2 protein-coding genes are annotated in these 3,667 nt (G+C 62.3%); both read left to right on the forward strand.

From position 1 onward, the window contains the following. Window positions 1–36: 36 nt before the first annotated feature. A complete protein-coding gene (locus tag ABZ420_RS35880; protein ID WP_357132628.1) occupies window positions 37–3,255 on the forward strand; it encodes an SDR family NAD(P)-dependent oxidoreductase in 3,219 nt (1,072 codons plus the stop codon). A 194-nt stretch (window positions 3,256–3,449) separates the two neighbouring features. Then, the coding region (locus ABZ420_RS35885; RefSeq protein ID WP_357132631.1) for a beta-ketoacyl synthase N-terminal-like domain-containing protein at window positions 3,450–3,667 on the forward strand (218 nt) is incomplete at its 3' end.

Raw genomic sequence — 3,667 nt, forward strand, 5'->3', positions numbered from 1 at the left:
GCCGAGCAGGTTCCGGCGTCGGGTGTGGTGTCGGGTGTGGCATATCCGCAGGGGAAGACCGTGCTGGTGTTCCCGGGCCAGGGTGCGCAGTGGCTTGGTATGGGCCGGCAATTGTTGGCCTCGGCACCGGTGTTCGCCGAGAAGATGGCCGAGTGCGACGCAGCGTTCGCTGCGTTGGTGGATTGGTCGCTGCTCGATGTTCTCGCCGGTGAGGATTCGGCGTGGCTAACGCAGATCGATGTGGTCCAGCCGGTGTTGTTCGCGGTGATGGTGTCGCTGGCGGAGTTGTGGCGTTCCTTCGGTGTCGAGCCCGATGCGGTGATCGGTCATTCCCAGGGCGAGATCGCTGCGGCGTATGTGGCGGGGGCGTTGTCGCTCGAGGATGCGGCTCGGATCGTGATCCTGCGTTCGGCGGCTTTGACTGAGCTCGAGGGTCTGGGCGGCATGATGTCGATCGGGTTGCCGCTGCGGCAGGTCGAGCAGCTGCTCGAGGGTTACGACGGGTTGTCGGTGGCTGCGGCTAACGGTCCACGGACCACGGTGGTTTCCGGTGAAACCAAGCAGCTCGATGCTCTGCAGGCGGTATGCGACGCCCGCGACATCCGTGCCCGGCGGGTCTCGGTGGATTACGCCTCGCATTCGGCGCAGGTCGAGCAGGTGCGTGAGCCGCTGGAAACGGCGTTGGCTGGAGTTCGGGCCCGCTCGTCGCAGGTGGCGTTCTACTCGACGGTGACCGGCACGGTGCTCGACACCAGCGAGCTGGATGCACCGTATTGGTATGCCAACCTGCGGGAACCCGTTCGTTTCGAGCACACCATCCAACAGCTGTACAGCGATGGGTACACGGTGTTCGTCGAGGCCAGCCCGCATCCGTTGCTGGTGGTTGATATCGAGCAGATCGGTGAGGCCCTGGCCGAGGGAAAGCCCTCCGCGGTGGTGGTCGTGGGCTCGTTGCGTCGTGGTGAGGACGGCATGGCGAGGTTTGCGCAGTCGGCTGCCCAGTTGGGTGTGTCGGGTGTGGGTGTGGAGTGGGAGTCGGTGTTGCGGGGGCGTGGGCGGTGGGTCGAGTTGCCTGCGTATGCGTTCCAGCGACGCCGGTACTGGCTCGAGAAGACCTCTTCATCGACTTCCTCTAACGCGATCGACGTCGAGTTCTGGCGTGCGGTCGATCAGGGAGACCTGGGTGCGTTGGGGATCGAGTCCGGTCGATCCGTGGATGAAGCATTGCCGCTGTTGTCGTCGTGGCGACAGAACCTGCAGGAACAGTCCATGATCAGTTCGTGGTCTTATCGGATCGATTGGAAGCTTCTTACCGATGAACCCGTACGTGCGACAGGAACTTGGCTTGTTGTGGGGTCCGACGGCGTTGGCACGACGAAGTACCTGGTCGAAGCGTTGCAGAAATCGGGCGCGAGTGTCTCCTACGTCGAGATCGACGCCGAGAGAATGTCACGTCTGGATGTCGTAGATCTGCTGCGAGACCGCATCGATGTGAGAGGCGTAGTGTCGTTGGCTGCTCTCGATGACCGGCCGTACTCGCAGAGCTCGTCGGTGACACAAGGTTTGCTGGGCAACCTGCTCCTGCTCCAAGCACTCAGCGATCTCGGCGCTCACCAGCCATTGTGGTGTGTGACGAACGGTGCTGTGAACGCGGTTTCTCAGGATCGAATCACCAGCCCGATGCAGGTCCAAATGTGGGGTCTTGGTCAGGTGGCCGGCCTGGAGTTCCCACAGTGGTGGGGCGGTTTGATCGATCTTCCCGACGAGTGGGACCAGATGATTGTGGAGCATCTACTGGCCGCGATGTCCCGCACCGATGGCGAAGATCAGCTGGCGATCCGTGCAACGGGGGTCTACGGCCGTCGAATGGTGCGGGCAACGCTGCCAGGGTCCTACGTCACCAATGGTTGGAAGCCGCGGGGAACAGTCCTGATCACCGGTGGAACCGGAGGAATCGGCAGAAATCTGGCGCGGTGGGTTGCCGAGAACGGCGCCGAGCACGTCGTGCTAGCCAGCCGCCGGGGCCACCTGGCACCCTGCGCCGACGACCTGGCACGAGAATTGCACGCTCTAGGCAGCCGTGTCACGCTCGCGAGCTGCGATGTGACACGTCGTAAGGACATGGCCGCGGTGTTGTCGGCGATAGATGACGACACCGTTCCTCTGACCGCAGTCATCCATGCGGCTGGGATCGGATCTCTGACGTCGCTCACCGAGCTCGACCCATCGTCGTTGATCGCCGTTGTCGGCCCCAAGGTCGCTGGCGCGCAGCATCTCGACGATCTGCTCGGTGATCGGCCATTGGATGCATTCGTGATGTTCTCTTCCGGTGCAGTGACATGGGGTAGCGCGGGAAGCGCGGACTATGCCGCCGGGAACGCCTACTTGAACGGTCTGGCGGAGACCCGCAGATCGCGGGGCCTGGTAGCTACCGCACTGGCATGGGGAGGATGGGCCGGTGGGGGCATGGTAGACACCGACGGAAGCGCCGGACGCCTAGTTCACGGAAATTCTGTCGCCGACTTCCTGGCTCGCAGCGGTGTGAGGTTGATGGACCCGAGCCTCGCCGTGCGGGCATTGAGCCATGCGGCGGGCTGCGATGTAGCGACCATGACGATCGCAGATATCGAGTGGAGACGGTTCGCTCCGGTTTACACAGCGTCGCGGCGTCGTCCGCTCTTGCAAGAACTGCCAGAGGCCCAGGCAGCGCTTCAATCAGAACAGGCCGAAGCCGAAGCGGAGATGCTCACGGGTCTGCGAGGGCGGGTGGCCGGACTGCCCGAATCCGACCGGCACGCACTGGTGCTCGAGGTGGTTGGTAGCCAGATTGCGGCGGTGCTGGGTCATTCAGGCGCCGAGGCGATCGACGCCAACCGAAAATTCCGAGATCTGGGATTCGATTCACTGACCGCGGTGGAAGCCCGCAATCGTCTCAACGCCGTCACCGGGCTCCGGCTGCCGGCCACGCTGGTCTTCGACTACCCCACACCGGGCGCGGTCACTACCTTCATCCTCTCCCAGCTTTCCGACAGCGATATTTCCGAATCGCTTACGCGCCTGGAGAAAGAGGTAGCGGAAATGATCGACGGCGACAGGCTCTCCGACGAATTCTATTCTCGGTTGCTGCATGTCACTCGATTGGCGAGCCGGGCGAAGGGCGATGAAACGGTCTCGGCGACCGATTCCGAAGATCTTATGTCCATGAGCGACGATGCGTTCATGGAAGTTTTGGGTGATGAGTTCGGCATCTCATAGACACCGTCATTGCCTGATAAAGCAGAAAATATTCTTTGAAGGAATCAAGAGTGACTGACCCGGAGAAAATCAACTACCTTCTGAGGAAGGTTACGGCCGAGCTACGAGAAAGCCGGGCACGAGAATCAGCCCTGAAGAGCCGGATATCCGAGCCGGTGGCAATTGTGGGTGTGGGTTGCCGGTTTCCTGGCGGGGTGTCTACCCCACAGGAGCTCTGGCAGTTGGTCGTAGATGGTCGTGACGCGGTCGGCGGGTTCCCGACCGATCGGGGCTGGGACGGGATCTTCGATCCCGAACCCGGTACGTCGGGTAAGTCGTATGTGCGTGAGGGTGGGTTCGTCTACGACGCAGGCGAGTTCGACAACGAATTCTTCGGGATCAGCCCGCGGGAAGCGGTCGCGATGGATCCTCA

This window comes from Nocardia sp. NPDC005745 (assembly GCF_040630775.1).
GTDB lineage: Bacteria > Actinomycetota > Actinomycetes > Mycobacteriales > Mycobacteriaceae > Nocardia.